Here is a 25385-nt window from a genome sequence, read left to right as displayed (position 1 = left end):
CCTGATAATATTTCGTGATCCTCACTTCGTTAGCCGTAACACAAAATCCGTAACACGATAAATTCCCGTATTCTTGCTCAAACAGAACAATAACCTCCAATCACAGACAGTAATTTGCGGTCTGGATTCCCCTACTCTGTTAATTACACCCGGAGTTTATCATGGCTGAAGAGACAATGGCTTTGCCCTGGTATAAGCGGCTTAATCGCCAGCAATGGAAAGCCTTTTGGGCGGCCTGGATGGGCTATATGCTGGACGGATTTGATTTCGTCATTATCACATTAGTGCTTACCGAAATAATGGCGGAATTTAAAGTCAGCACTGCTGAAGCGGCTGCATTAATTTCGGCAGCCTTTATCCTGCGTTGGTTCGGCGGTTTAGCGCTCGGTGCCATGGGCGATAAATACGGGCGTAAAAGTGCCATGATCACCAGCATTATATTATTTGCTGGTGGCACCTTTGCCTGCGGTATTGCACCGAATTACACATGGATGTTTGTTGCTCGTATTTTAGTCGGTATTGGTATGGCGGGAGAATATGGCACCAGCTCGGCTTATGCCATCGAAACCTGGCCAAAAGATATGCGCAATAAAGCCAGTGCATTCCTTAATTCGGGATTTTCTGCAGGCGCGATCTTGTCAGTGTTAGCCTACAGCTGGATTGTGCCGCTGTGGGGCTGGCGCGCACTCTTTTATCTCGGCATCATCCCGGTGTTTTTTGCTTTGTGGCTACGCCGTGCCATTCCGGAAGCTGAAGAGTGGGCAGCGGCAAAAGCCAGAGCAACGACATCCACCATCACCATGGTAGATACCCTTTTTCGTGGCCCCAACCGTAAAAGCAACATACTCAACATCTTGCTGGGAGTCCTCGCGGCGGCGGCACTTTACATCTGTTTCGATCATCAAAGCTCAGGACTTGTTATCGCAGCATTAGCGCTGATCACCGCCGGCATATTTATCCGTTTTCTGGTGCAAAGCGCGGGAGAACGCTGGCCCACCAGCTTGATGCTCACGGTCACTATCGTCTGCGTATTTTTGTATGGCTGGCCGATTCACGCTCTTTTACCAACCTATCTGAAAACCGATCTGCATTACTCACCTGAAGTGGTGGCACTGGTATTTTCCTTCAGCCGCTTTGGGATGGGCCTCGGATGCTGCGTGGCGGGGATTGCAGCCGATCGCATCGGCACGCGTAAAACCTATGTACTGAGTCTGCTGGTCGCCCAGGTGCTGATCATCCCGGTATTTATGCTCAACGGCTCAAACGTCTGGCTGCTATGCCTGCTGATCTTCCTGCAGCAGCTGTTTAGCCAGGGAGTGGGTGGCCTGCTGGCGAAAATGATCAGCGGCTATTTTGATACCGAGCAGCGTGCCGCCAATCTTAGCTTTATCTACAACATCGGTTCACTGGGAGGCGCATTGGCGCCGGTGCTTGGTGCACTGATTGCCCAACACGCATCGCTTGGCGGTGCACTGGGCGGGCTTTCCTTTGGGCTGACCTTCGTGGTGATGCTGCTGTTTGGTTTTGATATGCCTTCGCGCGTGCAGCGTTGGTTAAAACCACAAGCCATACGTCATTACGACACCGTTGATGGCACTCCACTCTCCGGTGCATTCACCCGTGAAGATCGCGCCAATTCTTCTCTTACCCCTATAAATCCCAGCAAATCCTGACAGGAGAAATAAAATGACCGCAGGAAATCGTATTTATTTACGCCGTCCCTCCGATGCCGAACCGTTACTGGAAGCGTTCCGCCGTTTACCCGCGGCGGTAGTCGCCGACTGCATGAGTCGCTTGCCTGCGCTATCGGCAGAGATCAGCCTGAAAACGGCGCCTAAAGCCCCCATCATGTGCGGCCTGGCAGTGACCGTGAAGGCACGCTCTGGCGATAACCTGATGTTGCATAAAGCGCTGGATATGGCCGGGCCGAACGATGTCATCATCCTGTCGAATGAGGGTGACCGCAGCCAATCATTGATGGGTGAAGTGATGGCCACTTATGCCAGACAGCGCGGTATGGAAGGCATCGTGCTGGACGGCCCGGTGCGTGATATTGAGGGCTTATCACGTATGGATTTCCCGATTTATGCCGCCGGACATACGCCAGGTGGCCCTTTCAAAGATGGCCCAGGCGAAATCAACGTGCCGATTGCCTGCGGTAAAATTCACGTTTCACCTGGCGATATCGTATTAGGCGATGCCGACGGCGTGATCGTCATTCCCCGGCAGGACGCCGCGCGCATTCTCGAAGCAGCACAAGCTTACTTGATCGTTGATGAGCATAACTTTGAGCTGGCGAAAACCGGTTCTCTGGAACGCGGTTGGCTGGCGGAAGCACTGCAAAACAAGCAGGTAGAAATTATCGATGATGTTTATCGGTAAGCGCACGAGCGCTGTGTTATCCAGGTCGCCCGCTATGGCGACCTGGTATTGCAAACTGCGCAGCGGCTAACACACCGCATCACGGTGTACTGCTCACCATCGCCAATTTGCGCTGACGGTTTTCACGCCATACCGCAAAGATTCCTGCCAGTGCCACAATCGATGCACCGAAGAGGGTTGTCGTGCCTGGCAGGCTGTTGAGGAACAGATAGCCAATCAGCATCGACCACACCAGCGTAGTGTAATCAAACGGTGCCAGCAGCGAGGCATCAGCATAGCGCAGGCTGAGTGTCACCAGAATCTGTGCCAGACCGCCAAATAAACCACAGCCCACCAACAGCAGCCACTGCAAGCCAGTGGGCTTTATCCAGCCGAAAAATGCCGTTGCCAGGCCAATCAACGTCGTCATCAGCGAAAAATAGAACACGATCGCGCCCGGTTTTTCGATGCCATTGAGAAAACGGATTTGCACATTCGAGGTGGCCGTACAGAGTGCGGCAATCAATGCAAAAGCAACACCAAGGCTGGCCGTGGTACTGCTGGCGCCACCTGCCAGCACGCCGCCGCTAGCCGCAAGACTGGAGGAGAGCATAATCAGGATACCCGACAATCCCACCACCACGGCCACCCAGCGCGACACGCGCACCCGTTCCTTCAACAGCATCGCGGCCATAATCACGGTAAACAACGGTGCGGCATAACTCAGTGCCGTGGCATCAGCCAGCGAGATGTACACCAGCGCCAGATAGTTAAAATACATGCCGCCGGTGCCGGAGAAACCGCGAATGAAGTGGCCAAACAGATTGCGCGTCTTAAGATTCTCCAGCACGTTCCCCTGCACTCTCAGCCAGATTAACAGGGGAAATAGCGCGATAAAGCTTCGGAAAAAAATCACTTCGCCGGTGGGGATAGCACCGTTCAGACCTTTAACACAGGCCAGCATCAGCGTGGCGCTGAGTGCGGCGAATATCTTTAATAACACGCCTAATCGGGGATTCATGCTCTCACTCTTCTCTCTCTACCACGTGCAATCGGCGGGGTTGCCGAGAGGACAACGCGGCTTACACTAGGGAGAAAAATGTGCGCTGGATAACACTTTTTCGCTCTGCCTGAATAGAAATAACTTATCGCCATCGGTCATATCATTTCCCTATTGCATAACACGCTTTCCCTCTTTTTCGCCGCAAAACAAAGCCGATATAGTCCAGAAAAGCGAGATTTTGCGCTCCTAAGCAGTATCCACCATTGAGGGAATGCACATGACCATGAAAAGAGTGACCACCATTGGCTTGGCAATGCTGCCGTTGCTGGCTGTTTCGGCGGCGCAGGCAGATATGATGGCGAACATTAAATCGAGCGGTGAATTGAAATGCGCCGTTTACTCCGACGTACCGCCCTTCTCTTCGCCGGATCCACAAACGCGCCAGCTGGCTGGCATGGATATCGACCTGTGTCACGCTCTGGCCAAGCAGATGAACGTCAAACTGACTCTGGTGCCGACCTCTGTTGAAGCGCGTATCGCGGTGATCGCCACCGGCCGTGCCGATGTGTTGATTGCTAACCTGGCCTACACCAAAACGCGTGGTAATCAGATCCAGTTCAGCGATCCTTACTACGTGGCGAAAGAGATGCTGCTGGTGAAAGCGCCGCTGGCAGATAAACCACTGGACTATTTCAAAGGCAAACGTATCAGCGCCACCAAAGGCACCACGTCAGAGCAATCGATCCACATCAAAGGCGGTAAAGCCGTCACCTTCCAGGATTCTGCCTCCGCCTTCCTGGCGCTGGAGCAGAACAAATCGGTGGGCTTTGTCACTAACACCATGACCGGGATGAAAACCATCGCCCAGGCGAAAAAAGACGGCATCAATCTGGCGATGGTGAAAGAGCCGATGGCGCTGGAACCGATTGGTGTCGGCATGAAAAAGGATGAACCTGCCCTGCTGGCCAGCGTTAACAGCGGCCTGAAAGCGATGGACGACGATGGCACCATCGACAAAATCTGGAACACCTGGATTGGGCCAAATACCGAATACAAAATGGTGCGCGAAGAGCGCGTACAGCCGCTCTCCAGCCTGAAATTTGAACCACTGGAATAATCATGCCCGTGATGTCGCACTCTGATATCCAGCCCGCCAGCGCATCTGCGCTGGCTTGTTCCTCTGCGATCGCCCTTTCCACCATTGGCGCCCGTGCGTGGCTGGTGGAAGCACCGGGCGGATTCGATCTCTCCGCTCAACGCCGCATCTGGTCACTGGCACGTTTGCTGCAGGCGGATGCGGCGGTTGAAGCCTTGATCCCCGGCGTCACTAATCTGCTGGTGCTGTTCCGACACATCCCCGAGGACGAAGCCGACGTTCGTGCTTCGCTGCATGCCGCCTGGGATCAAGCGCAGGCGATCAGTCCGCAGGGCAAACTGATTGAAATCCCGGTCTATTACGGCGGCGAGCACGCCACCGATCTGGATGCCGTTTGTCGTCACACCGGGTTCAGCGCACGCGAAGTGGTGCGCCGTCACCATCAAAGCGAATATACCGTGTTTGCCCTCGGCAGCGCGCCAGGCTTTGGTTACCTGCATGGGCTCGATCCGCAGCTCGCCACGCCACGCAAGAAAGTCCCCTCGCTCAGTATGCTCAAAGGCACGGTTACCATTGGTGGGGCCCAGGCCGGTGTTTCAGCGCTGACCGGCCCCAACGGCTGGAACGCCATCGGTTTTGCCGAGCTGGAAGTGTTTGATCCTCTGGCTGAGTCCCCCGCGCTGATGGCACCGGGCGATCGTATCCGTTTTCTGCCGCAGAGGATTGAACTGTGATCGAAATTGAACAGAGCGGCGCCCTGAACACGGTTCAGGATCTGGGGCGTTTCAACTTCCGCCATATGGGCGTCTCGGTGAGTGGTGTGATGGATCCGCTGGCACTGCGCGCCGGAAATCTGCTGCTCGGCAATGAAGAAAATGCCGCCGCCATTGAAGTCCAGCTGTTCCCATTCCGTGTGCGTTTTTTGCAGGACAGCAGCATTGCGGTAACAGGTGCGGATTGTCGCGCCACTTTAGACGGTGCGCCGTTGCCGCCCTGGTGGGGCTGCGGCGTGCGTGCCGGACAGGTGCTGGAAATGCGTTACCCGCGCAGTGGCGCACGCGGTTATCTCTGTATAGCAGGCGGCATTGATGTGCCAATGGTGCTGGGTTCGCGCAGCACGGCACTTCGTGGTGGCTTTGGTGGCCTGGAAGGCCGCCCGCTGCAGCGTGGCGATCGGTTGGCGCTGGGTGAAACACAGGCATCCCCGTTGCCCAGCAGCGGTATTGGCATTGAGCCGCCCGACAGCGCCCTGCGTGCACATTTCCCGCGTAACAGCGCAGGTGAGATTCAGCTGCGCGCCATTCCATCCGGCGAATATCCCTTGTTTGCTGCCGATGCCGGTCGCTTCTGGCAGCAATCATGGCAGGTCTCCAATCAAAGCAATCGCACCGGATATCGACTGGCGGGCGATCCGATTTTCCCGTCAAAAACCATTGAGATGCGTTCTTACGGGCTGATTCCCGGCATTGTGCAGGTGCCGCCCGGCGGCGAGCCGATCATTCAGCTCAGCGATGCCAACACTGCGGGCGGTTATCCCAAGATCGCCGGGGTGATTGAGCAGGATCTGTGGCGTTTAGGACAGGTATTACCCGGCCAATCGATCCAGCTGATCCAGAGCGATACGCGTGAGGCCATCGCCATCGAGCAACAGGTCGCAGGCTGGCTGAGCCGCTTACGTGTGAGCTGCCCACCGCTGCGTAAAGCGTTAACCGCATAATTTTCCGAAGGAACCCAAACCATGAAGATTGATGTGAACTCCGATATGGGCGAAGGCTTCGGCGTTTATCAACTGTGCGATGACGCCGCGCTGATGAAAGTGGTCTCCTCAGCGAATATCGCCTGCGGATTCCACGCCGGCGATCCGGCGATCATGACCCGAATGGTGCGACTGGCGAAAGAGAATGGTGTCGGCATTGGTGCGCATCCTGGCTTGCCCGATCGCCAGGGCTTTGGTCGTCGCGAGCTGCCGTTCAGTGCCGAAGAGATCTGCCAGCAGGTCGCTTATCAACTCGGCGCGCTGACAGCGATTGCTCAGGCAGAAGGCACGAAGGTGTCGCACTTCAGCTTCCACGCTGCGATGGGCAATATCGTCAATCGCGACGAGGCATTAGCGCACCAGGTCATGACGCTCGTCGCCCGTATTAATGCAGATCTGATTGTGTTCGCACAACCCGATACCATCATTGAGCGAGCGGCACAGGCAGCGGGCCTGAAAACCCTGACGCTGTTCCTCGCCGACCGCGCTTACGATGCTCAAGGGCGCTTAGTGCCGCGCGGCATTGCCGGCTCGGTGATCAAAGAGGAAGCGGCGCTGCGTGCCCGCGTGCGGCAGTTCCTGCAGCATGGCACCGTCACCACCTTCGAAGGGGAAGTGATAGCCGTGCGTGCCCGGTCGATCCTGGTGCACAGCGATACGCCAGGCTCACTGGCCCTCGCCACCATCGTACGCAGTGAAATCGAAGCCAGCGGCCATCAGGTGGCGCCGGCGGCAGAGGTGCTTGCTCAATAAGTTTTTTTGAATCGCCCAAATAAAAATGGCTGCCTTATCGGCAGCCATTTTTTTCGCCTTTCGTTTAACGGCAGCCAGCGCAGAATGCCGCAATACGATCGCAGCCCGTCTCTAAGCGCTCCATGCTGGTGGCGTAGGACAAGCGGAAATACGGGCTCATGCCATAAGCCGCACCCTGCACCGTCACCACATGCTGCTCTTCAATCAGCGCCAGCACAAAATCGGCATCGTTGCTGATGAAGCGTCCACCGGCACTGGTCTTGCCGATCAGCCCTTCAATGTTCACAAACAGATAAAATGCGCCTTCTGGCTTATGGCAGCGCAGGCCATCAATCGAGGTCAGACGCTCCAGCACGTAATCACGGCGTTCACGGTAAATGCGTGCGCGCTCCTGCAACAGATCTTGTGGACCTTCCAGCACCGCCACCGCTGCTGCCTGCGTCAGGGTACAGACGCCGCCGCTGTTCTGGGTGTTCACATTGCTCATCGCTTTAATCAGCGGTGCAGGACCGCCGCAAAAGCCCAGACGCCAGCCTGTCATCGAATAGGCTTTCGATACGCCGTTCACCGTCAGTACACGGTCATACAGGCGTGGTTCAACCTGCGCCAGGGTATAGAAACGCACATCGTCATAGATCAGATGTTCATAGATATCATCCGTCATGATCCACACCTGCGGATGGCGCAGCAGCACGTCACCCAGCGCCTGCAACTCGGCTTTGCTGGCCACCGAACCGGTTGGGTTGCTCGGATAGTTCAGCAGCAGCCATTTGGTCTTGTTAGTGATCGCCGCATCCAGATCCGCTGGCAGCGGTTTAAAGCCATTCTCCTGCGCACACGGCAGCGGCACCGGCACACCACCGGCAAATTTCACGATATCGGCATAGCTGATCCATGACGGCGTCGGGATCACCACTTCATCGCCCGGATTGATGGTCGCCAGGATGGCGTTAAAGATGATCTGCTTAGCGCCACCGGCCGTCAGAATCTGGCTGACGTCATACTCCAGTTGGTTATCCCGTTTGAATTTCAGCTGGATAGCTTTGCGCAGCGCAGGCGTACCGTCGGTCGGTGGATAGCGCGTGTCGCCCGCGCGTGCAGCGGCGTAGGCGGCTTCAATCGCATGTTCCGGCGTGGGGAAATCCGGTTCGCCGGTAGAAAGTGCTACCACATCAACGCCCTGCGCCGCGAGATCGCGCGCTTTTTGGGTCATGGCAACGGAGGCGGAAACGGTCACATTCTTTAAACGATCGGCTATCTCGGGCATGTTCAATCCTGGGTTCGGGGGATGTCAGTTTTCCCTGAGCATAGGATTAGGGCCGAAGCCACGGATAATAGTGCTTTGTTGTGGTGATATAACACAAAGCGATGACTGGACCGACTGCACACTTCTGCCATAAAGGCGGCAGATTGACTCAGAATTGCGCGACAGGTCACGCCCGCACGCCTGACGGAATGTTAATAAAGTGTTACTTTCTTTCCCAGGTTACATCCTGAACCCACGATTTTCCTTGCCCGTCACTGGCAATGCTGATGGGTCAACTGCACTCATTCGGTGCAGCGCTGCATTTTTCAACACCCGCCATGCCGGCGGCTCACTAGCTCAGCACCAGCCTCAGGAGGCCCGGTAGCCGTACCCTCCTGTCTGAGTTCAATAACGAAAGCTTATCCTGGCATCAACTTTGCTTGATGAGGATATGCGTTCTGTTTGAGGGAAGTGTCCATGAATCTTCGTCGCCTGAAGTACTTTGTTAAAATTGTTGACGTCGGAAGCCTGACGCAAGCTGCCGATATCCTGCATATAGCCCAACCCGCGTTGAGCCAGCAGCTGGCTACGCTGGAAGGTGAAGTCAATCAACAGCTGTTGATTCGCACCAAACGCGGTGTCACGCCTACTGAAGCCGGGAAAACACTCTATTCCCATGCACAGTCCATTTTGCGCCAGTGCGAACAGGCGCAAAGTGCGATTGATCTGGTCGGCGCTGCGCTGAGTGGCAGCGTTTCCGTCGGGCTGGCACCGGGCACAGCGGCGCAAAACCTGGCGCTACCGCTGATGATGGAAGTGCAGCAGCAGCACCCTGGCATCGTGCTCTATTTTAACGAGAACTTCGGCACCACCCTGAGCGAGCTGATCATGAACGGGCGTATGGATATGGCGGTGATTTACGATCATCGCACCATCCATGGCCTGCGCTTCATGCCGCTGATGAAAGAAGATCTGTGCTTCGTTTGCCCGTTCAGCCTGGCAAAGCCGGTGAAAGAGATCCCGCTGTCACAGGTCGCGCAATATGACCTGTTCCTGCCACGCATCTACAACATCATGCGCAAGGTGCTGGATGACGCCTTCGTGCAGAACAATCTGCAGTACCGCGTGAAGTGCGAAATTGAGTCGCAAACCACCCTGAATGCGGCGTTGAGTGCCGGTCTGGGCACCACCATCATGCCGGAATCCGCAGCACGCGCGATGCTGAAAAACGGGGATACCTGGATGGCGAAGATCATCGAGCCAGATGTGCAGGCTTCGCTGTCGTTCTGCATGTCAGATCATCTGCCGCTGTCCCAGCCTGCTGAAGCGGTGAAATCGATTCTGCTGTCGCTGATGTCGCGCCGCAACGTGGAGAACCATCCACTGACTCTGGTGGGATAAGACCCGCTTATCACCGCAAAGCGAAACCCTCTTACAACCCGTCTGACGAACGCGCTAGATTGATTCGGTCTGTTGCCCGCTGCGGCGGGCGTGTTTCGCTTTGACGGGAACCCCATGGAAAAAACTGCGATACCGCTGCCGACGCTGCGTGCGTTGGCGCGCAAGATGCAACGATCCGGCCTTAACAGCCTGGCGTTAGAGGGCAAACAGTGGTCGGTGCGTCTGACGTTTGACCCGCCCTCCTTCTCATCCCCAACGGCGATCCCGACGCAAGCGTGCCCGCCCGTGACGCATCGCATTGGCGCGCCCCTGCCCGGCACACTGCTGCGTCGCCACCCACAGAGCCAGCAAGATTTTGTCCAGCCTGGACAGCAGGTAGAACCTCAGGATCTGCTGGCGATGGTGCAGGTCGGCCTCCTGTACGTGCCGGTGCTCAGTCCCTGCAAAGGGCGGGTGCAGCCATTCCCCTCTGCAACGCGATCTGCGGTTGAATATGATGAAGAAATTCTTATTCTTCAATCGGATAATTAATCATTAATCCGGTTATAAGGGGCTCTTATCGCCTCACAGTTTTTATGTCTTATGCCCTTGCGGCATAACTGCATAAAGTCAAAAAAGACCCATTACGCCGGACACACACCTGGCGAGACGAGGAAACACAAATGCCATTCTCAGATTACAAAACCGCGCTGGTGACCGGCGCATCGGCGGGCATGGGCGAAGCGATTGTTGAGCGCCTGTGCAAAGAAGGGATCACCGTGCACGCGGTGGCACGTCGTAAAGAGCAACTGGCCGCGCTGGCCGATCGCACTGGCTGCATCCCGCATGCCGTGGATGTCAGTGACGTCAATGCGCTGACCGCGCTGTGCAAAGACCTGGAAATCGATATCCTGGTCAACAATGCAGGTATCTCTCATCCTGGTTCGATTCTTGATGCCGACGAAAACGTGGTAGAAACCCAGGTCGATGTCAATCTGCGTGCAGTGCTGCACCTGTGCCGCTTGCTGGTGCCGGGCATGATGGCGCGTGACCGTGGCCACGTATTCAACATCACCTCGATTGCCGCCATCTACAACTTCAACGGCAACTCGGTGTATCACGCCACCAAAGCCGGGGTGCATGCCCTGTCACGCCAGCTGCGCGTGGACTGCTATGGCAAACGTGTGCGCATCACCGAAATCTGCCCAGGCCGCGTCGCCACTGATATTTTCGGCAACGTTTCAGGCGATCACGATGAGGCGCGTCGCCGCTTTATCGATGGGTTCGAACTGCCGCAGGCCAAAGATATTGCCGACTGCGTGGCCTTTGCGCTGTCTGCGCCAGTCGCCGTCAACATCGGCAACATCGAAATTACCCCGACGCTGCAGGTGCCGGGCGGTCTTTCCACTATGCGACCGGGCGACCGCACCGCGTAAAACCGTACAATGAGGTAACTGTATGGCACTTGATTTCAGCAGTGTGATAACCGGCCATTACGGCCAGAGGATCGTTGACGGAACGGTGGTCACCCTTGAACTGGCGTTGGGTGCCTGGCTGCTGGCGATGGTTCTCGCCCTGCTATTGGTGGTGGTCCGCCTGACGGAGAATCGTCTTGCCGTTGGGCTGGTTAAGGCGTATGTCTCCTATCACCGCAATGTGCCCACGCTGATTCAGTTGATGATGTGGTACTTCGCGATCCCCACCCTGCTGCCGGAATCGCTGCAGATGATGATCGTTGACTACAACGCCGAGTTTTTATTTTCTCTTATCGCGCTCGGGCTGTGCCAGGCCGCTTACTTCTCTGAAGATATCCGTAGCGGCCTGCGGGCCATTCCAGACGGACAGAATGAGGCCGCCCGCGCGCTTGGCATGAGCTATATCCGCGCCATGCACTCAGTGATTTTGCCGCAGGGTGTGCGCAATGCGCTGCCATCCGTGGTCAATCACACCGTGCTACTGTTCAAAAATACCAGTCTGGCGATGGTGATTGGCGTGGCAGACCTCACCTATGTGACGCGTGATATCGAGAACCAAACCTTCCGTACCTTCGAATCCTACTTAGTGGCAACCGTGGGTTACCTGTTCTTCTCCCTGCTGCTGATGGGCTTGGGCGCGCTACTGGCCCGCCGCTTCCAGCGCGTTTACGCGAGGTAATGGCGATGTTTGAGATCTTCACCATTTTGCATGACAACGGCATGCTGCTGTTAATGGGCCAATATCCTAACGGTCCGCTGGGCGGCGTACTCTGTACGCTTTTGATCTCCGTGCTGGCAGTATTGCTGGCCTTCCCCATCGGTGTGTTGCTCGGCCTGGCGCGTCTGTCGCCGTGGCGCTGGCTGAGCTGGCCCGCCACCTGTTGGGTGTATCTGCTGCGCGGCATTCCGCTGATGATGGTGGTGTTCTGGACCTACTTCTGCGTCCCGTTGCTGATTGGCCACAACATCAGCGGCTTCGCCACCATGCTGTGTACGCTGGTGATTTACGAAAGCGCCTACATCGCTGAGATCGTGCGTGGCGGCATTCAGGCACTGCCGCACGGCCAGTATGAAGCGTCACGCGCGCTGGGTATGAGCCACCTGAAAACCCTGCGTTTAGTGATTCTGCCGCAGGCGCTGTTTAACACTTTGCCGAGCCTGGTGAGCCAGCTGGTTTCGATCATCAAAGACTCCACGCTCGGCTACGTGATTAACGTGCCGGAGCTGACCTTTGCCGCTAATCAGGTCAGCAATCAACTGCTGACCAAACCGTTCCAGGTGTTCGCCATCGTGGCGCTGAGCTACTACATCATCTGCTTCAGCCTCACCTGGCTGGCTAACAAACTTGAAGCGCATATTGCGCAGAAACGTCGCCAACCGCCGCAGGCGAATCCCAGCGTAGCGCCCGCGGTGATGCTGACTAAAACCTCTTCGCAATAAGGAACCACTATGAGCCCAATGATCATGTTTAACCAGGTCAACAAATGGTACGGCGCGTATCAGGCGCTGACTGACCTGAGCGCCGAAATCAATACCGGTGAAGTGGTGGTGGTGTGCGGTCCTTCCGGGTCGGGGAAATCCACCTTGATCCGCACCGTTAATCGCCTGGAACCGATTGATAATGGCCAGATCGTGTTTGACGGCACCGACATTCACGGCAGCAGTACACGCCTCAACCATCTACGCACCCGCATTGGATTTGTGTTTCAGAGCTTCAACCTGTTCCCCCACGTCTCGGTGGCAGAGAACATCATGATGTCACCCATGAAAGTATTGGGCGTGAAGCGTGCCGAAGCGCGTAAACAAGCGGGTGAGTTGCTGGAGCGCGTTGGCTTATCACACAAAGCAGACGCCTATCCGGCGCAGTTGTCTGGCGGCCAGCAGCAGCGCGTGGCGATTGCACGTGCGCTGGCAATGAAGCCGCCGGTGATGCTGTTTGATGAACCGACCTCGGCACTCGATCCTGAAATGGTCGGTGAAGTGTTATCGGTGATGCGCAGCCTGGCGCAGGAAGGGATGACGATGATGTGCGTGACGCACGAGATGAATTTCGCGCGTGAAGTGGCGGACACCATCTGGTTTATGGATCAGGGGCAAATTCTGGAAAAATCGACGCCAGAGAAGTTCTTCACCCAACCGCAGCACCCACGTGCGCAGCGCTTCCTGAGCGATTTGCGTTCGCATTGATGCATCCCGGTCGGCAGAGCCGCCGACCGGTTTGTTGACTTCATCTCAATCAGCAATCCACCCACACCGCACCGGCATCCGCTGACTTCACGCACTGCTCTACCCAACGCACGCCCATCAATCCGGCATGCACATCGGGATACCAGAAGTCAGCCAGAAACGCCTCATCACCGCGATCGGTGGCATCCATCGCCAGCGCAAAACGACGATAGAGATTTGACCAGGCTTCAAACAGCCCTTCCGGATGGCCGCCGCCGATACGGTCGTCAGCCAGCGCACTTTTGTGCAGATAGCCCATACCACGGTCCAGAATCTGCAGCGGCTCGCCCTGCACTTCATAGCGCAATTGGTTCGGTTGCTCATCCCACCACTCCAGACTGGCCTTCTCACCAATCACCCGCACTTTCTGGCCGTGCATCGAGCCACAGTTCACCGCCGAGGCCCACATGGTGCCAACGGCGCCGTTGTCGTACTCCATCATCACAAAGGCGTTATCTTCCAGCGGCGCACGGGTTTTCACGAAGCTCTGGCGGCTACACAACAGACGTTTCACCTGCAGTTTCGGCACCATGGTTTCGGCGATAAACAGCGGGTGCGTCGCCAGATCGCCCAGCACATAGCTGGGGCCAACAAAGCGTGGATCGACGCGCCACCTGGTACTTTCGTTTTGCAGTTCGACCGCTTCGTTATGGAAACCGTGCGCGAACTGCATGTTGATAATGCGGATCTCACCCAGCAGCCCTTCTGCGATCATCTCGCGCGCCTGATGGATCAGCTGATGCCCGGCATAACCGTAGGTGACGCCGATGATCTTTTTCTTCTCGGCGCAGAGTTTTTCCAGCTCGTCCGCTTCTTCCGTGGTGAAGCAAAGAGGCTTCTCACACACCACATGCAGACCGGCATTGAGCGCCGCACGGCAAATGGTGAAGTGGGTATTGTTCGGCGTGGCGATGGAGACGGCTTCGATGCCGTCTCCACGCGCCGCTTCCGCCGCAAACATCGTTTCGTAATCCGGATAGCAGCGATCCGCGTCGACGCCCAGTGATACGCCAAACGCGCGACCGCGTTCGGCGTTAAGATCAAATGCACCCGCCTGCAACACAAAGTTGCCATCACGCAGTGCCGATGAACGATGGATGTAGCCAATTTGACTGGTACCTCCGCCGCCCACCATGCCCCAGCGCAGTGAACGTTCCAGAGCTTTAATGCCGTTAATCATGATGATCTCCTCAGAATCCGACCGATTGCAGGTAGTGAAGGCTGGCAGTGACGTCGCGCAGGCTGGTGTCGGCGTTGCGCGGATCGCGCTCCTGCTCGATGGTGATCCAGCCCTGATAGTTGCGCTCAGCGAGAAACGCGCGCACTGCCGGATAATCAATCGCGCCTTTGCCAATCGGGCACATCACCCCTTCGGCGCAGGCGGCAAAGAAGTCCACGCCACGCGCAATCACATCGCGCCAGACTGCGTCATTCACATCTTTAAAATGCAGGTAATCGATGCGATCCCAGTAACGGCTCAGATAAGGGATCGGATCCATACCGGAGTAGTAGAGATGCCCGGTGTCGAGACACAAACCGGCTACCTCGTGTGGAATGTCCTGCACCAGTTGCTCCAGCTCGTCGGCGAACTCAATGCAGCCGCCCGCATGCGGATGGATCACCGCGCGCACGCCATACTCATCCCAGGCAATCTGGCTCAGGGTGGTGATGTGCTGCATCATGCGCTGCCACTCTTCACTGGAGAGGCGCGGCGCTTTATCTGACTGCCCGGCAAATTTGGCACGCTCAGGATTACCGAAATCGATAATCACCAGGTAAGGCGCGGGCAGATTATCCGCGTGGGTTTTCTCGGCAGTAGGAACCTGCGACAGGTTGCGACAGATGTTGTGTGTCAGTTCAACCATCGCCGGGAAATTGGCTTCGCTGACCAGATCGTCAAAGATCGTGCCCGCCACCAGCGAAAGCTGATGGGCTTCCAGCTGGTGACGCAGTTCAGCGGCATCGGTAGGCAGATAAGTCCATGGACCCAGCTCAATACTTTTGTAGCCCGCCTGAGCCGCTTCCGACAGGACTTTCTGCCAGGGTGGCAGGAAGGGGTTTTTAGGATCGTCGACACCCCAGCTGCAGGGCGCATTAGCAATATGAATCGTCATGATCGTTCCTTGCGGTGTTGGATAGCGCAAGTATCAAATAAAAATTTCACCCACAGCAATCATGAAACATTCATTTTTTGATAGCGATCATGTTATTTTTCATCATTAAATGATAGATAATCTATCAAATCCATAACTGGCGCCACTTTCAGGCCAACCACTCAAGTAATGCCAACGCATTCCCGGTCAGCCAGCCTGAGAGCGAATCAGGCTGACGCTTCTCATCGCGTCGCCAGACTTCGGTGCTCAGAGGCTATAGATTCTCACGCGTGATGATCTCAAACGGCAGCGTGACCTGAGAGAAATGCTCACCTGATTCGACAGTTTGTTGAGTCGTGCGCACAAATTGCCGCACCATTTCCTCAATTTCATGGCGAATCATCACGGTGATTGTGCCGTCAATCAGTGCCAGCTCGCCCTCTTTCACCGGGCCGTGACAGATTAACGCCACCTTGCGCTGCGGCTGCTGGCGTAACGCATGAATCACGCCTTCAATACCGCCACAGGGCGCGTAGATTAAGGCGAGATCGGCATGCTCTTCCAGCAACTGACGCGTGGCGTGATAGCCGCCATCAATCGACTCATGGGTTTTCAGCGGCTCTAATACGCGTCGGGTGCTGTCCTGCTCGCGCAGATAGGAGCGGAAGCTGATTTCGCAGCTCTCCTGACAGGTAAAACGATGGTCGCCCACCAGCACGCCCACCGATCCCGGCTGATGCAGCAAATGCGAGGCCACCCAGCCGGCAGTGCGTCCGGCTTTCTGATTATCCAACCCGAAATAGCCCGCATGTCCGCAGGGCGAGAAGTTGGAGAACAGGGCGTAAACCCGCACGCCCTGGCGTGAAATCTGTTCGATGGCGTGGCGGATCAGTGGGTGATCCAGCGCGACTAAGCCAATCACGTCCACCTCTTGCGCCAGCTTATGCAGCGAGGCCACCACAGCCGCCACATCATCAATGTCATGCCAGTAAAACCGTGGTTCACTGCCTGCGGGATGCAACGGTTGCGTCTGTTGCCTGAGGGCATCGGTCAGCGAGTGATAGAACGAATACGATTTTGATAGCAGCACAAAACCCATGCGCAGCGTCACGTGCGCGGACTGCGACTCAGCGCTGAAAGGCACAACCGGCGCCATGCGATAACCCAGTCGGTTGGCAGCTTCCAACACCTTCTGCTCGGTGGCCGCTCGAACCGGAGCCCGCCGATTCAGTACCCGATCCACCGTGGCGACGCCAACGCCAGCCGCATTGGCGATAGCGTTCATGGTGATTTTGCTCATCAACAGATTCCAGTTTGATAGTAAGTTATCAAATAATGCCCGAAATGGACCGGGAGTGCGAAGATATTGCGGAGTAAATCGTCATCAAATCTCAATATTTGATAGAGAATCTCTCATTAATTTGATCGTTATCGCAAAAATGAAATGATCCATTTCATTAAATTACCTACCGGAATAAATGTTTGATATTTTCCTGTTCGAGGACAGAGGTGAGGGCTGATGGATTTGCATCAGTAAATCCATAGAGGCGGCGGTCGCGCCTTTCTATAGTGAAAGCGATCTGCCTTATCGGCTCCCGGCACATGAACGACTCAATAATAACGGAGATGATATGTTCCCTCAGACCCTACCTGCACCTCGCCGTCCCCTTAAAAACCAGATCCCCGCGCTGCGCTGGGGCATTGTTGGACCCGGCTGGATCGCCGACCACTTTGCCAATGCGTTGCGTCATCATACTCAGCAACAGCTGGTGGCGGTGTCGTCACGCAGTCTGGAGAAAGCACAAGCTTTTGCCAGCAAATGGGATATCCCGCACGCCGTTGAAGGCCTTGACGCACTGCTGAGCCGGAATGACATTGATGTGGTGTATATCGCCACACCGCACAATCATCACTTCCCTGATGGGCTGCGCACGCTGCAAGCGGGCAAGCATGTGCTGATTGAAAAGCCGCTGGCGCTCAATGCACAGCAGGCGTTGCAGTTGCAGCAGGAAGCGCACAAACAACAACGCTTGTGCGTGGAAGCGATGTGGTGTGATTTTGCGCCGAAATACGATGTGATCCGTCAATTACTGGCCGATGGCGTATTAGGAGATGTTCATACATTGATCGCCGATCATGGTGAATATTTCACCCAGGATCACCGCATTTTCAATCTCGATCTGGCGGGCGGGCCGATGCTGGATCTCGGCAGCTATTTGATCGGCTTCAGCGTGCTGGTCGGCGGCGCACCCGATAGTATTGTGGCGCAAGGCCAGCCTGCACCGGGCGGTGTGAATGGGCAAACATCGATGCTGCTGACCCACGGCAACGGCATGCACTCCGTGCTCAGCACCACGCTGTTCAGCAACACACCGGGCACCGCCGTGATCGCCGGTCGTGATGCCACGCTTTATCTCGACGGCCAGTTCTATGCGCCGGGCAATTTCCGTCTCACCTCCAGCGATGGCCGCCATACGCTGCGCTGGGAAGAACCGACTAATCGCTATATTCAGCTCTGTCATGAAATCGAACATACCGCCTGGTGTATCCATCAGGGGCTGCTTGATTCGCCTGTCCGTCCGCTGGCCACCTCACTGGCCACGCTGCACGCCATGGATGAAGTCAGGAAGCAGATCGGTGTGGTGTTTAATGAAGAGCGCACCGCTTAACGATCAGGAGAACAACATGAAAATCGCTTTTGATGTGGATGTCATCAGAGAAATGGGCATCACGCGCATGGTGCATCAGGTGGCCGAATGGGGTTACAAGTACATCGAACAATCGCCCCATCCACAGATCAATCCGTTTTATAAACACCCGAAAGCCAGCCGGGAAATCATGCGCGAATACAAAAATGCGCTGAATGCCACTGGCGTAGAAATCTCATCGTTTATCACGGTTTATCGCTGGTCAGGCCCGGACGAGTTGCGTCGTCAGGCGGCGGTGAAGAACTGGAAACGCATGATCGAGATCGCCGTCGAGATGGGCGTGCAGGTGATCAATACCGAACTCTCCGGCAACCCGAACGAGCCGGAGATCTGTGAAGAGATGTTCTATCGCTCGATGGATGAGTTACTGCCGATTATCGAACGTGAAGGCATCCGCGTCGAAATTCAGGCACATCCGTGGGATTTCTGCGAACAAAGCAACGAAACGGCAGATATCGTGAAATCGTTCCGCAGCGATAACGTCAAATACATCTATAGCGCACCGCACACCTTCTACTACGACAAAGGCGTGGGCGATGTGAAAAACATGCTGCACTACGCGGGCGACGATCTGTCGCATATGTTAATTGCCGATACCATGAACCACACCAAGCACTGCCGCTATATCGTCAACCCACCGGGTGTCGATGCCACCATCCACCAGCACGTGGCGGTGGGTGAAGGGGAAGTGAACTTCGATGCGCTGTTTGAAGCGCTGCGCGAGATGGATTTCGCCAACCGCACCTATAAAGTCGGGGGAGAGTCGATTATCTCGGCGGCGTTGTTTGGCTATCCTGAGAAGATGAAATATCAAGCGGTGGAAACACGTGAATTAATTGAGCGTGAGCTGCTGAAATAGACCCGGCCCACGACTCTTTCCCCCTCTCTCATCGTGAGAGGGGGAATACATCGTGCCAGTGCTCAACACATGAGCTGAATGGAAGATTCTTTCCACCAACAAGCACTCCCGCCTACGAGAGTGCGTTGGATTAGATTGCCACCCTCTCCACTTCTGTAAATTCACCTCGCGTCAGCGATAACTGTGCCGCCTCGGCAATCGCCTGCGCGCGCAGACCGTCGATCAATCCCGGCAGCCCTTCGATTTTCTCTCCGCCGATGTGGCGTACAAACGCATCCAGATGGGTGTAGTAGGTTTCTTTCACCCGACTAAACCAGTCTGCATACAAGCCGGGCTGAGTGATGCCTTTGCCCTGATAAAGTGTGGCACCCCGCGCTGACTGGCTCTCTGAAGCCAGCATCCCTTCACTGCCCATCACGCTGATGCGTTCGTCGTAGCCGTAAGCCGTGCGGCGCGTGTTATCCAATTGCGCCAGCGCGCCCTGCTGCATGCGCATGATCAGCACCGAAGTATCGACATCAAAATCACGGATCTCCGGCATCGCCAGTGCGGCACCGAGTGCGCCAACGGTGCTGACTTCATCTTCTGTCAGCCAGCGCAACAGATCAAAAAAGTGGATCGCCTGATCGCGCATTTGGCCGCCAGAAGCTTGCAGATAACTGATCGGCGGTAATTCTGACGCGCGGCACACCATCTGAATCAGCTCAGTGCGGCCAATCAGACCCTGTTTGAGCTGGGATTTAAGTTGCTGATGGCTGTGGTCAAAACGACGGTTAAAGCCGACGGTAACAGGAACCTGCACCGGAGAGATTTTTTCCACGACTTCCCGCGCGCGCTGCAACGACAGGTCGATCGGTTTCTCGCAGTACACCGCTTTGCCCGCCAGCACCGCCTGCTCCAGCAGTTCGGCATGGGTTGGCGTAGCGCTGGCGATCAGCACCGCGTCGATCCCATCACTGCTCAGCGCCTGCTGCACGCTGGCCGCTTTTGCGCCATAGCGCTGTGCCACCGCTTCGGCACGCGACGCATCGATATCACACACCAGCGCCAGCTCAACGCCGGGATGCGCTGCCAGGTTGGCAGCGTGCACCTGGCCGATAAATCCACTGCCAATTAAGGCAAAACGTTGCGGAGTCCGCATTTTAACGCTCCTTTTGTTCACACTTCGGAATAGCCGATGTTGTCAAAATAGCGCTTTCTGGCAGGCTAGCTGTACGCGGTTTTTGATGGAATTACCTCAGATGAAAGCACTGACGCTGGCGGAGCTGGCGAAGCAAGTAGGCGTGGGCGTGGCCACGGTTGATCGGGTACTCAACGATCGCGGTGGTGTGTCTCCGGCGATGACAAAAAAAATTCTGCAGGCGGCGCGGGATGCGGGTTTAAAGCGTATTTTGCCAGAGGAGCATCGCCACAGCTGGCAGATTGAAGTGCTGCTCAGCGGCAACGGCTCGTTCTTCTTCCAGCAGCTGGCACAGGACTTTGCCCGACTGGCTGATGAGCTGGGCTATCGTCGCCTGCGCCTGCATCGCACGCTGATCCCGGAAAACGCGCCCGAGAAGCTGGCGGCACATATTGCGGCCAGCAGTAAGAAAATGGATGCGCTGATCGTTTTCGCCCATGAAAATCCGCTGATTTATGATGCCTTAGCGGCGTGTCAGGCACGCGGCGTACCGGTGATCACCATGGTCACAGATCTGCCCAATGCGGCACGCCTGTGTCATGTCGGCATCGATCAATACAAAGCCGGACGCACCGCCGGATTGATGCTGGGCAGTATGATCAACGCACCGGGCGATGTGGTGCTGGTGAGTGGCCGCGCCGACTATTCGGCGCATCGTCAGCGCATTGAAGGTTTTCAAACCGTGCTGGCAGAACGGTTTCCACAGCTCAGGTTACGGGAAATTCTTGCCGGGCAGGATGAACGCGATCGCATTAGCCGCCTGCTGGAGAAAACCCTGGCCGGATCGCAAAATATCGTCGGACTCTACAACACCGGCCTTGGCAATACGCAGATTCACGAAGCGCTGGCGCGCCATCGACTCGGCGGCAAAGTGGTGTACGTGACGCATGAACTTTATGCCACCACGCGCCAGCTTTTTGAGAAGCGCGTGCTGACGCTAACACTCGATCAAAACACCCTGCGCCATGCTCAGCTGGCGTTGACATTGTTGCTAAAACATCTCGAAGAGGGTGAACAGCCTGACACCTACCAGTCCGGCAAAGTGGACTTTATGCTGTTTACGCAAGAGAACTTCGCATAATCACACTTTGCATCTCACCGCCAGCGCGGTTAAATCGCCTTCATCTGTCGCTGCTACACTCAGTAGCAGCAAAAAACGCAATCACAACAAGGCGAAATCATTATGTCGGAAAATCAGTATCAGCCCGCGAAAGTCTGGACCTGGGACCCGGAAGCCAAAGGTAACGGCGCAAAAACCAACCGTCCGTTCGCCGGGCCGACGCATGAGAAGACCCTGCCGGTGGGCAAACATCCGCTGCAGCTCTATTCACTGGGGACGCCAAACGGCCAGAAGGTCACCATCCTGCTGGAAGAGTTGCTGGCCGTCGGGGCTAAAGAAGCCGAATACGATGCCTGGCTGATTCGCATCGGTGATGGCGATCAGTTCTCCAGCGGTTTCGTTGACGTGAACCCGAACTCCAAAATTCCGGCGCTGAGTGACCACTCAGTGACGCCACCGCTGCGCGTGTTCGAATCAGGTAACATCCTGCTGTATCTGGCCGAGAAATTTGGTCACTTCATCCCGGCGGATATTGCAGGCCGCACCGAAACCTTGAACTGGTTGTTCTGGCTGCAGGGCTCTGCGCCTTACCTGGGTGGCGGCTACGGTCACTTCTATTTCTACGCACCAGAAAAAATCGAGTACGCCGTCAACCGCTTCACGCTGGAAGCCAAGCGTCAGCTGGATGTGCTGGATCGTCAGCTCGCCAATAACCGATTCCTCGCCGGTGAGGAATACACCATCGCCGATATCGCCACCTGGCCGTGGTACGGCAACCTGGTGCTGAACAACATCTATGGCGGCGGCGAGTTCCTTGATGTGCAGTCGTACAAAAACGTGGTGCGCTGGGCTAAAGAGATCGCTGAGCGTCCAGCGGTGATTCGGGGTCGCAAAGTGAATAAGGCATTTGGTGCCGAACCACAGGATCAACTGCTGGAACGCCACGATGCCTCTGATTTCGATACCAACACCGAAGACAAACGTCAGGCGCGAGGAGAGCAGTAATGGCCGCTTATGTGGTGATGATTAAAGACGAAACGCTGGATAAAGATGAGCTGGCGACCTACGCGCAGAAAGCCGGTGAGGCACGCGGCGATCATCAGATCACGCCGCTGGCATTTTATGGCGATCTTGAAGTGCTGGAAGGCCGTGAGGCGGAAGGCGTAGTGGTGCTGGAATTTGCGGATATTGATGCAGCAAAAGCCTGGTACCACAGCCCGGCGTATCAGGAAGCGAAAGCCCATCGGGTCAAAGGCGCGAACTATCGCGTGTTACTGGTCAAGGGTGTGGCTTAATCTGCCAACAGGGGCGCACTTCATTCGGTGCGCCCTGTCAGCCAGAGAGGTCGTGATTTATTCGTCTCACCGGTGATCACTCCAGCCTGAATAACGCAATCGCCTGCTGCAATTGGTTGGCCTGCTGTTGCTGCTGATGTGCCACCTGCAAGGTTTCGGCCACATGCTGAACGTTGTGATGCACGCTGTGATCGATGCTATTGATACTCTGCTGAATCTGCTCGATGCTTAAATTCTGCTGCTCACTCATCTCAGACAGTTCGGTGACCAGTTGTGACAATCCGCTGATGCTGCTGTGAATATCACGCATGGTCTGTGCAGCATGTTCAATCTGCACGGTGCCATGTTCGGTGCTCAGGCTGCTGGCATCCATCAGTTGGCGAATTTCGCGGGCAGCATTCTCGCTGCGCATCGCCAGATTGCGCACTTCGCTTGCCACCACGGCAAAACCACGCCCCTGACTGCCGGCGCGCGCCGCTTCTACTGAAGCATTCAGAGAAAGAATATTGGTCTGGAAAGCGATGCCGTCGATCAATGCTAAAATCACTTTCACCCGCTGTGACTCTTCGCTGATTTTCGCCATTGAGCTCATCGCCGACTGGATATTTTCCTCTCCGTGCGTGGCCACCGCACGTGCATCCCGCGCGAGTTCGCTTGCACTCTGTGCTTTGTCACGCGTTAAGCTGGCAGCAATGCTGATTTCCGTCATCGCACTGGCCGCGACTTCCAGTGCCTGCGCCTGTTCATCGGTGCGGGTCGACAGTTCAGCGTTGCGTTGCAATATACTTTCAGACTCCGTCAGCAAGGCGCTCACGCCGAGACTCACCTGATGAAGCGTGCCATGCATGGTGCCCAACGTGGTACTGAAGGTGCGGGCGAACGGGCTTTCACTCTGCTGGCTATCCGCATTCAGCGTCAGATACCCGGCCTGCTGATTGATCCGTGAGGCTAGCTCCGCGACTTCACTCGCGGAACGTGCATCGGCGGCCATCTGACGCGCAATCACCAGCAAGATGGCGGTCTGCGCCACCACAAACAGGGCATGAAACACCACCATGTCCCAGCCCGGATGATGGAACACCACCACGCCGAAAAGATCGTTTTCCTGCAGATAATTAAACAGAATGTGATGCGTGGCCGCTGCCGCCGCGCCCATGATCAGTGGACGGATGTCGCGCCACGCCAGCAGCACCGACATCAACACAAATACCGAGAAGTGATATTCGGTTTCACCACCGCCGAGTTGAATCAGTAAACCTGCCCAGCCGATCAACAGGGCTGAAAGCACCAACCTTGAAATCAGCGTGCCGCGCAGGACCATGCCAAAGAAGGTCGACAGCAGTGCCAACGCAAGGCCAGCAATCAGCGCTACGGTTAAACTGTCATTCATCCACCCTACGCCGAGCGCGATCGGCCACAATCCCCAGTTAAGGATGACCGCAAGGCTATCTGCGCGCTGTGCAATACGTCGCAGCGAAACCATCTCCACCGGCGCGGCATCCGGGCCTGACAAGGGCGTTGCGATCATGGCAATTTTCCACACCAGAGGTTGATTAAGATGCCCAAACGTCAGGGCAAAATGCTCAGACTGAGTGGTGAAATTATCGGCGCGTTAATGGGAAAGTTTAGGACCGTGAATAATTGAAAGAGAAGGATGTGAGCAGGTTCATGTGAGAGTGATGCGTGGTCCACGCAGAACAGGCGCCACCGAGGGCGCCTGTCGCTGACGTCGAATTACTTTGCAGCAAACTGCGCGTAGTTTTCCGGAGTGATGGTCTGATACGGCACCCAGTTGTACTCCTGCACTTTCTGTTTATCCAGCAGTGCCTTCGTTACCTGTACCGCGCCGGTTGCCTGACCTTTGGCGTCCTGGAAAATGGTCAGTGTCATCTTGCCGTTTTTGACAAACTGCTGTCCATCAGGCGTGCCATCGATTCCCGCGACCAGAATCTTTTCATTTTTCGCCTGACTGAGCGCCATGATGGCACCAATCGCCATTTCATCATTGTTAGCGGCAATCGCATCGATCGGACGCTGGTTCAGCAACCAACTTGATACCACATCCACGGCTTCATTGCGCTGCCACTTGGCGGTCTGCTTCTCAATCACTTTCATGTCTTTATATTTGGCGATCACCGCTTCGACCGCACGGGTGCGCTCGCGCGCCTCTTCATTGGACAGTGCGCCCATCAGAATCGCCACATTGCCTTTGTAATTCATCTTCTTCGCTAACGCTTCCATCTGCATTTCCCCGCCCAATGCAGAGTCAGAACCCACATAAGCCATGTCGCCCGGCAGTTTCACTTCTGGCTTACGATTGACGAAAATCAGCGGGATATTGGCGTTTTTCGCGGCGGTGATCATCGGCAACACGCCCTGCGTATCGACGGGATTAAGGATGATGGCGTCCACACCCTGGTTGATAAAATCATCAACCTGCTGCACTTGCAGTGCCACATCTCCTTTGGCATCCACGAACTGGCCGTTGAGCTGATTGGCCTTTAACTCTGCCTGCATCTGCGTACGCAGAATCGAGACAAAGTTAAGGTCGAAGTTGGCCAGCGCAACGCCGACGGTGAAGGTTTTCGCACTGACGCTCAAACTCAGCAGCAGCGAGCACAGACAAAGCACGATGTTTCGGATGTTCATGAGGTGATTCCTGTAGGTTGAGGTTTTATTGTTATGACGCCGGGCAACAGGCAAATACCCGGCGGTAAAACGCTTAAATCGTGAAGTGATCGCGGAACTGCTCTAGCGCGGCGGTGCTGTCACCGCTGGCCCAGCCCTCCATCGCCACCGTACCGCTGTAACCCACTTCCTGCAGTGCACGCGCGATGGCGCGATAGTTGATCTCGCCGGTGCCCGGCTGCTGGCGACCCGGGACGTCCGCCACC

Annotated in this window: 25 protein-coding genes and 1 pseudogene; 17 read left to right on the top strand and 9 right to left on the bottom strand. The window is 55.9% G+C overall.

Translation table 11 applies throughout. The annotated features are described in order from the left end of the window. The first annotated feature begins 161 nt into the window (after nucleotides 1-161). Nucleotides 162-1673, top strand: coding sequence for a sialate:H+ symport family MFS transporter (locus tag H7A81_RS06050; RefSeq protein ID WP_182056999.1), 1512 nt, complete (start codon nucleotides 162-164; stop codon nucleotides 1671-1673). 13 nt (nucleotides 1674-1686) lie between these two features. Then, nucleotides 1687-2382, top strand: a complete 696-nt coding sequence (locus H7A81_RS06045; protein ID WP_034826696.1) for an RraA family protein — start codon at nucleotides 1687-1689, stop codon at nucleotides 2380-2382. 79 nt (nucleotides 2383-2461) lie between these two features. Here H7A81_RS06045 and H7A81_RS06040 read toward each other — a convergent pair whose 3' ends face one another. Continuing rightward, nucleotides 2462-3382 carry a DMT family transporter gene (locus H7A81_RS06040; protein WP_034826698.1) on the bottom strand — a complete coding sequence of 307 codons (921 nt, stop codon included), beginning with the start codon at nucleotides 3380-3382 and terminating at the stop codon, nucleotides 2462-2464. A gap of 259 nt (nucleotides 3383-3641) precedes the next feature. Here H7A81_RS06040 and H7A81_RS06035 point away from each other — a divergent pair, with 259 nt between their 5' ends. The 4 genes from H7A81_RS06035 to H7A81_RS06020 are packed head-to-tail and all read left to right on the top strand — an operon-like array spanning nucleotide 3642 to nucleotide 6969. Further along, a complete protein-coding gene (locus tag H7A81_RS06035; protein ID WP_058961861.1) occupies nucleotides 3642-4481 on the top strand; it encodes a transporter substrate-binding domain-containing protein in 840 nt (279 codons plus the stop codon). A gap of 11 nt (nucleotides 4482-4492) precedes the next feature. Further along, the gene (gene pxpB / locus H7A81_RS06030; RefSeq protein WP_370529939.1) at nucleotides 4493-5194 is read left to right on the top strand and encodes a 5-oxoprolinase subunit PxpB; all 702 of its coding nucleotides are present in this window, start codon (nucleotides 4493-4495) and stop codon (nucleotides 5192-5194) included. Then, nucleotides 5191-6177, top strand: a complete 987-nt coding sequence (locus H7A81_RS06025) for a biotin-dependent carboxyltransferase family protein (RefSeq protein ID WP_097119008.1) — start codon at nucleotides 5191-5193, stop codon at nucleotides 6175-6177. The genes pxpB and H7A81_RS06025 overlap by 4 nt, the downstream gene beginning before the upstream one ends. 21 nt (nucleotides 6178-6198) lie before the next feature. Beyond that, a complete protein-coding gene (locus tag H7A81_RS06020; RefSeq protein ID WP_182056997.1) occupies nucleotides 6199-6969 on the top strand; it encodes a 5-oxoprolinase subunit PxpA in 771 nt (256 codons plus the stop codon). Nucleotides 6970-7033: 64 nt separating this feature from the next. On the opposite strand, the gene H7A81_RS06015 is transcribed toward H7A81_RS06020, so the two are convergent. Then, nucleotides 7034-8236, bottom strand: a complete 1203-nt coding sequence (locus H7A81_RS06015) for a pyridoxal phosphate-dependent aminotransferase (protein ID WP_182056996.1) — start codon at nucleotides 8234-8236, stop codon at nucleotides 7034-7036. Between the two features lie 456 nt (nucleotides 8237-8692). Here H7A81_RS06015 and nac point away from each other — a divergent pair, with 456 nt between their 5' ends. From nac to H7A81_RS05985, 6 genes are all read left to right on the top strand, one after another. After that, a complete protein-coding gene (gene nac / locus H7A81_RS06010) occupies nucleotides 8693-9616 on the top strand; it encodes a nitrogen assimilation transcriptional regulator NAC (protein ID WP_034826712.1) in 924 nt (307 codons plus the stop codon). Nucleotides 9617-9730: 114 nt separating this feature from the next. Then, nucleotides 9731-10147: an acetyl-CoA carboxylase biotin carboxyl carrier protein subunit gene (locus H7A81_RS06005; RefSeq protein WP_182056995.1), complete on the top strand. Its 417-nt coding sequence runs from the start codon at nucleotides 9731-9733 to the stop codon at nucleotides 10145-10147. A gap of 131 nt (nucleotides 10148-10278) precedes the next feature. Beyond that, complete coding sequence (locus tag H7A81_RS06000; protein WP_058961855.1) at nucleotides 10279-11031, top strand: SDR family oxidoreductase; 753 nt, start codon at nucleotides 10279-10281, stop codon at nucleotides 11029-11031. A 22-nt stretch (nucleotides 11032-11053) separates the two neighbouring features. Continuing rightward, nucleotides 11054-11749, top strand: coding sequence for an amino acid ABC transporter permease (locus tag H7A81_RS05995; RefSeq protein ID WP_182056994.1), 696 nt, complete (start codon nucleotides 11054-11056; stop codon nucleotides 11747-11749). 5 nt (nucleotides 11750-11754) lie between these two features. Beyond that, nucleotides 11755-12510, top strand: coding sequence for an amino acid ABC transporter permease (locus tag H7A81_RS05990; protein WP_034826721.1), 756 nt, complete (start codon nucleotides 11755-11757; stop codon nucleotides 12508-12510). A gap of 9 nt (nucleotides 12511-12519) precedes the next feature. Next, nucleotides 12520-13257, top strand: coding sequence for an amino acid ABC transporter ATP-binding protein (locus tag H7A81_RS05985; RefSeq protein WP_045816006.1), 738 nt, complete (start codon nucleotides 12520-12522; stop codon nucleotides 13255-13257). Nucleotides 13258-13306: 49 nt separating this feature from the next. Here the strand turns inward: H7A81_RS05985 and H7A81_RS05980 are convergent, their stop codons facing one another. From H7A81_RS05980 to H7A81_RS05970, 3 genes are all read right to left on the bottom strand, one after another. Beyond that, nucleotides 13307-14476 carry a Gfo/Idh/MocA family protein gene (locus H7A81_RS05980; protein WP_182056993.1) on the bottom strand — a complete coding sequence of 390 codons (1170 nt, stop codon included), beginning with the start codon at nucleotides 14474-14476 and terminating at the stop codon, nucleotides 13307-13309. 10 nt (nucleotides 14477-14486) lie between these two features. Beyond that, nucleotides 14487-15410 carry a TIM barrel protein gene (locus H7A81_RS05975; protein ID WP_182056992.1) on the bottom strand — a complete coding sequence of 308 codons (924 nt, stop codon included), beginning with the start codon at nucleotides 15408-15410 and terminating at the stop codon, nucleotides 14487-14489. 253 nt (nucleotides 15411-15663) lie between these two features. After that, a complete protein-coding gene (locus H7A81_RS05970) occupies nucleotides 15664-16689 on the bottom strand; it encodes a LacI family DNA-binding transcriptional regulator (RefSeq protein WP_182056991.1) in 1026 nt (341 codons plus the stop codon). Nucleotides 16690-17020: 331 nt separating this feature from the next. On the opposite strand from H7A81_RS05970, the gene H7A81_RS05965 reads away from it, so the two are divergent. Beyond that, nucleotides 17021-18058: a Gfo/Idh/MocA family protein gene (locus H7A81_RS05965; protein ID WP_182056990.1), complete on the top strand. Its 1038-nt coding sequence runs from the start codon at nucleotides 17021-17023 to the stop codon at nucleotides 18056-18058. 16 nt (nucleotides 18059-18074) lie between these two features. After that, complete coding sequence (locus H7A81_RS05960) at nucleotides 18075-18956, top strand: sugar phosphate isomerase/epimerase family protein (RefSeq protein WP_034827178.1); 882 nt, start codon at nucleotides 18075-18077, stop codon at nucleotides 18954-18956. A 130-nt stretch (nucleotides 18957-19086) separates the two neighbouring features. On the opposite strand, the gene H7A81_RS05955 is transcribed toward H7A81_RS05960, so the two are convergent. Next, entirely contained in the window at nucleotides 19087-20097 is a 1011-nt protein-coding gene (locus H7A81_RS05955) for a Gfo/Idh/MocA family oxidoreductase (RefSeq protein WP_166933825.1), read from the bottom strand. Nucleotides 20098-20197: 100 nt separating this feature from the next. On the opposite strand from H7A81_RS05955, the gene H7A81_RS05950 reads away from it, so the two are divergent. From H7A81_RS05950 to H7A81_RS05940, 3 genes are all read left to right on the top strand, one after another. Then, the gene (locus H7A81_RS05950) at nucleotides 20198-21217 is read left to right on the top strand and encodes a LacI family DNA-binding transcriptional regulator (RefSeq protein ID WP_166933827.1); all 1020 of its coding nucleotides are present in this window, start codon (nucleotides 20198-20200) and stop codon (nucleotides 21215-21217) included. A gap of 102 nt (nucleotides 21218-21319) precedes the next feature. Beyond that, nucleotides 21320-22201 carry a glutathione-dependent disulfide-bond oxidoreductase gene (gene yghU, locus H7A81_RS05945; protein ID WP_038643540.1) on the top strand — a complete coding sequence of 294 codons (882 nt, stop codon included), beginning with the start codon at nucleotides 21320-21322 and terminating at the stop codon, nucleotides 22199-22201. Then, a complete protein-coding gene (locus tag H7A81_RS05940) occupies nucleotides 22201-22491 on the top strand; it encodes a DUF1330 domain-containing protein (RefSeq protein WP_034826742.1) in 291 nt (96 codons plus the stop codon). Before yghU ends, H7A81_RS05940 begins: the two co-directional genes overlap by 1 nt. 76 nt (nucleotides 22492-22567) lie before the next feature. Here the strand turns inward: H7A81_RS05940 and H7A81_RS05935 are convergent, their stop codons facing one another. The 3 genes and pseudogenes from H7A81_RS05935 to H7A81_RS27630 form a co-directional block, all read right to left on the bottom strand. Beyond that, a complete protein-coding gene (locus H7A81_RS05935; RefSeq protein WP_182056989.1) occupies nucleotides 22568-24019 on the bottom strand; it encodes a methyl-accepting chemotaxis protein in 1452 nt (483 codons plus the stop codon). 206 nt (nucleotides 24020-24225) lie between these two features. After that, on the bottom strand, nucleotides 24226-25140 hold the full coding sequence (locus H7A81_RS05930; RefSeq protein WP_034826747.1) for a substrate-binding domain-containing protein: 915 nt from the start codon (nucleotides 25138-25140) through the stop codon (nucleotides 24226-24228). Between the two features lie 73 nt (nucleotides 25141-25213). Next, nucleotides 25214-25385 (bottom strand): annotated as a pseudogene (locus tag H7A81_RS27630) (hydroxypyruvate isomerase); the annotation flags it as partial.

This window comes from Pantoea sp. ME81, assembly GCF_903970985.1.
GTDB classification, from domain to species: Bacteria; Pseudomonadota; Gammaproteobacteria; order Enterobacterales; family Enterobacteriaceae; genus Pantoea; species Pantoea communis.
This window is presented reverse-complemented; position numbering and strand designations above follow the sequence as displayed.

Excerpts from the sequence above, each read along its gene's own strand:
- H7A81_RS05930 (WP_034826747.1), bottom strand. The coding sequence starts at position 25,140 with ATGAACATCCGAAACATCGTGCTTTGTCTGTGCTCGCTGCTGCTGAGT.
- H7A81_RS06005 (WP_182056995.1), top strand. The coding sequence starts at position 9,731 with ATGGAAAAAACTGCGATACCGCTGCCGACGCTGCGTGCGTTGGCGCGC.
- H7A81_RS05950 (WP_166933827.1), top strand. The coding sequence starts at position 20,198 with ATGAAAGCACTGACGCTGGCGGAGCTGGCGAAGCAAGTAGGCGTGGGC.
- H7A81_RS06000 (WP_058961855.1), top strand. The coding sequence starts at position 10,279 with ATGCCATTCTCAGATTACAAAACCGCGCTGGTGACCGGCGCATCGGCG.
- H7A81_RS06045 (WP_034826696.1), top strand. The coding sequence starts at position 1,687 with ATGACCGCAGGAAATCGTATTTATTTACGCCGTCCCTCCGATGCCGAA.
- H7A81_RS05975 (WP_182056992.1), bottom strand. The coding sequence starts at position 15,410 with ATGACGATTCATATTGCTAATGCGCCCTGCAGCTGGGGTGTCGACGAT.
- H7A81_RS06035 (WP_058961861.1), top strand. The coding sequence starts at position 3,642 with ATGACCATGAAAAGAGTGACCACCATTGGCTTGGCAATGCTGCCGTTG.
- H7A81_RS05970 (WP_182056991.1), bottom strand. The coding sequence starts at position 16,689 with ATGAGCAAAATCACCATGAACGCTATCGCCAATGCGGCTGGCGTTGGC.
- H7A81_RS05980 (WP_182056993.1), bottom strand. The coding sequence starts at position 14,476 with ATGATTAACGGCATTAAAGCTCTGGAACGTTCACTGCGCTGGGGCATG.
- pxpB (WP_370529939.1), top strand. The coding sequence starts at position 4,493 with ATGTCGCACTCTGATATCCAGCCCGCCAGCGCATCTGCGCTGGCTTGT.
- H7A81_RS05990 (WP_034826721.1), top strand. The coding sequence starts at position 11,755 with ATGTTTGAGATCTTCACCATTTTGCATGACAACGGCATGCTGCTGTTA.
- H7A81_RS06040 (WP_034826698.1), bottom strand. The coding sequence starts at position 3,382 with ATGAATCCCCGATTAGGCGTGTTATTAAAGATATTCGCCGCACTCAGC.
- H7A81_RS05995 (WP_182056994.1), top strand. The coding sequence starts at position 11,054 with ATGGCACTTGATTTCAGCAGTGTGATAACCGGCCATTACGGCCAGAGG.
- H7A81_RS05935 (WP_182056989.1), bottom strand. The coding sequence starts at position 24,019 with ATGATCGCAACGCCCTTGTCAGGCCCGGATGCCGCGCCGGTGGAGATG.
- H7A81_RS06015 (WP_182056996.1), bottom strand. The coding sequence starts at position 8,236 with ATGCCCGAGATAGCCGATCGTTTAAAGAATGTGACCGTTTCCGCCTCC.
- H7A81_RS05985 (WP_045816006.1), top strand. The coding sequence starts at position 12,520 with ATGAGCCCAATGATCATGTTTAACCAGGTCAACAAATGGTACGGCGCG.
- H7A81_RS06050 (WP_182056999.1), top strand. The coding sequence starts at position 162 with ATGGCTGAAGAGACAATGGCTTTGCCCTGGTATAAGCGGCTTAATCGC.
- nac (WP_034826712.1), top strand. The coding sequence starts at position 8,693 with ATGAATCTTCGTCGCCTGAAGTACTTTGTTAAAATTGTTGACGTCGGA.
- H7A81_RS06020 (WP_182056997.1), top strand. The coding sequence starts at position 6,199 with ATGAAGATTGATGTGAACTCCGATATGGGCGAAGGCTTCGGCGTTTAT.
- H7A81_RS05940 (WP_034826742.1), top strand. The coding sequence starts at position 22,201 with ATGGCCGCTTATGTGGTGATGATTAAAGACGAAACGCTGGATAAAGAT.
- H7A81_RS05955 (WP_166933825.1), bottom strand. The coding sequence starts at position 20,097 with ATGCGGACTCCGCAACGTTTTGCCTTAATTGGCAGTGGATTTATCGGC.
- H7A81_RS05965 (WP_182056990.1), top strand. The coding sequence starts at position 17,021 with ATGTTCCCTCAGACCCTACCTGCACCTCGCCGTCCCCTTAAAAACCAG.
- yghU (WP_038643540.1), top strand. The coding sequence starts at position 21,320 with ATGTCGGAAAATCAGTATCAGCCCGCGAAAGTCTGGACCTGGGACCCG.
- H7A81_RS05960 (WP_034827178.1), top strand. The coding sequence starts at position 18,075 with ATGAAAATCGCTTTTGATGTGGATGTCATCAGAGAAATGGGCATCACG.